Annotated in this window: 3 protein-coding genes; all 3 read right to left on the reverse strand. The window is 53.2% G+C overall.

The window, feature by feature from the left end:
* Nucleotides 1–89 precede the first annotated feature (89 nt).
* The 3 genes from CJP72_RS24875 to CJP72_RS24885 are packed head-to-tail and all read right to left on the reverse strand — an operon-like array spanning nucleotide 90 to nucleotide 1,993.
* Nucleotides 90–326: a tautomerase family protein gene (locus CJP72_RS24875; RefSeq protein WP_025697470.1), complete on the reverse strand. Its 237-nt coding sequence runs from the start codon at nucleotides 324–326 to the stop codon at nucleotides 90–92.
* A 27-nt stretch (nucleotides 327–353) separates the two neighbouring features.
* Nucleotides 354–1,109, reverse strand: a complete 756-nt coding sequence (locus tag CJP72_RS24880) for an SDR family NAD(P)-dependent oxidoreductase (protein WP_162383897.1) — start codon at nucleotides 1,107–1,109, stop codon at nucleotides 354–356.
* 14 nt (nucleotides 1,110–1,123) lie between these two features.
* The gene (locus CJP72_RS24885) at nucleotides 1,124–1,993 is read right to left on the reverse strand and encodes an alpha/beta fold hydrolase (protein WP_025697472.1); all 870 of its coding nucleotides are present in this window, start codon (nucleotides 1,991–1,993) and stop codon (nucleotides 1,124–1,126) included.
* Nucleotides 1,994–2,066: the final 73 nt, after the last annotated feature.

Raw genomic sequence — 2,066 nt, forward strand, 5'->3', positions numbered from 1 at the left:
GCGGCACTGGGTTTGTTTTTATATTATCGGGATGGCTAGCCCGCCAATTGCCTGCGAGACTGCAGCCCGTTAGATAGGATTGTCTAAAGTTAAGTTGTCTTGGCGGCGCGCTGCCGCCGGTATTCCAGGGCGGGCAGCCCGCCCCATCCCCAATTCTCCGGCTCGACCTCTTCGATAATGACGTAAGTGGAGTCAAGCGGCTTATTTAGGACATTAAGCAAAAGCTCGCTGGCGCCCTTGATGAGCGCGGCCTTCTCTTCGGCTGTAACCGACTGCCGGTCCGGCGCGGTGCCCTCACGGGTCACTTGGATGGTCACGATAGGCATGGTCATTCTCCTCTTAGTTTCAGATTTTCACCAGTGGCCGGCGTTTTGGCCGCCATCGACATGTAGAATCTCTCCGGTCACGAAGCTGGCCGATTCCAGGTACAGGATCGCTTCGACGATCTCTTGAACCTCGCCCATACGGCCCACTGGATGCAGCTTATTCAGAAAATCATGAGCCTCGACCGGATGCATCGGCGTTTTGATGACCCCCGGCGAGACCGCATTTACGCGAATGCCATTAGCCGCGTACTCGATCGCCAGCTCTTTGGTCGCGGAGTTCAGCAGACCGCCTTTGGTCAAGGAGGCGAGCACGGCCGGCACCCCGGCGATCGGCTGGTCAACCAAGCTTGTCGTAATGTTAACGATGTGGCCCAAGCCCTGCTTTAGCATCTCGGTTACCGCACTCTGAGTGACATGAAAGAAGCCCGCGACATTGATTGACATAACCGAGGCAAAATCCGCTTCGGAGTATTCCGTGAACGGCTTGGCCACAAAGACCCCGGCATTGTTGATCAGCGTGTCGATACGCCCAAAGCGTGCCAACCCTTCGGCAATCACGCGCCCGGCCGTTTCAGGGTCCGCAATATCGCCGGCTACGCTGTGCACATGTTCTCCGGTAGGGTCGATTTCCCTCGCAGCCTCAGCCAGCGCCTGTTCGCGGCGGCCATTGATGACGACGTTCGCTCCCTGTTTCACGAATTCTATGGCCGTTTCTTTCCCGATCCCGCTGCTGCCGCCTGTAATCACTACTGCTTTTCCTGCTGCTTTTCCTTGAACACTCATTGGTTAGTCCCCCTCTAGTTATTCATCAATCTTTCTGCCAAAAAATCTTTGATCAAGCTGACGCTGACATCCAAATCCTCTTCGAGCGGAAAGTGCCCGGTATTAAGCAGATGAACTTCAACATCGTCCAAGTCCTGTTGGTAAGCGAGCGCGCCGTCCGGACCGAAGAAAATATCATTTTTTCCCCAGGCCACCAGCGCCGGCGGTTGATAGGTACGGAAAAATTCATGCCAGCTCGGATACTGCTTCAAATTGTTCTGGTAATCATAGAAGAGCGCCAGTTGGATGTCGCTATTGCCGGGGCGATCCAGTACGAATTGATCTACATTCCATGTATCCGGGCTGATCGTCTCTGGGTTGCGGGTGCCGTTCACATATTGATACTTCGTGATTTCAGGCGTCAGCAAGCCGAGGATGTTGTTTCGATTCGTCTCATCGGCGGGATTCTGCCAATAGGCCCGGATCGGGTCCCACGCGGACAATAGCCCTTCTTCATAGGCGTTGCCATTTTGCGAGATGATCGCTTGAATCCGTTCCGGATGCATTACCGCCAATCGGAAGCCGACGGGCGCGCCGTAGTCGTGGACATAGATGCTGTATTTTTTTAAGTTTAGCTGTTCCACAAAGGAATTCATCAATTTTGCGATATTATCAAAGCTGTATTCAAACTCGGACATGGACGGCTGATCGCTGTTGCCAAAGCCGGGATAGTCGGGTGCGATGATGTGGTATTGATCCGCGAGCCGCCCAATCAAGTTACGGTACATGTGGGACGAGGAAGGAAAGCCGTGAAGCAGCAGAATCGTCGGATGTTCTTCCTTTCCAGCCTCCCGATAAAAAATATGGATACCATCAACCTCTGCATACCTGTGTTTAACGCTCATTTTCATCTCACCTCATCATCATTTTATACATACAGGTCTGTATATATTAAGTGCGGCAACGCCTCTGACGATC

Origin of the sequence: Citrobacter sp. NCU1 (genome assembly GCF_010231475.1) — a bacterium.
Classification (GTDB): Bacteria; Pseudomonadota; Gammaproteobacteria; order Enterobacterales; family Enterobacteriaceae; genus Citrobacter_D.

Excerpts from the sequence above, each read along its gene's own strand:
- CJP72_RS24880 (WP_162383897.1), bottom strand. The coding sequence starts at position 1,109 with ATGAGTGTTCAAGGAAAAGCAGCAGGAAAAGCAGTAGTGATTACAGGC.
- CJP72_RS24885 (WP_025697472.1), bottom strand. The coding sequence starts at position 1,993 with ATGAGCGTTAAACACAGGTATGCAGAGGTTGATGGTATCCATATTTTT.
- CJP72_RS24875 (WP_025697470.1), bottom strand. The coding sequence starts at position 326 with ATGCCTATCGTGACCATCCAAGTGACCCGTGAGGGCACCGCGCCGGAC.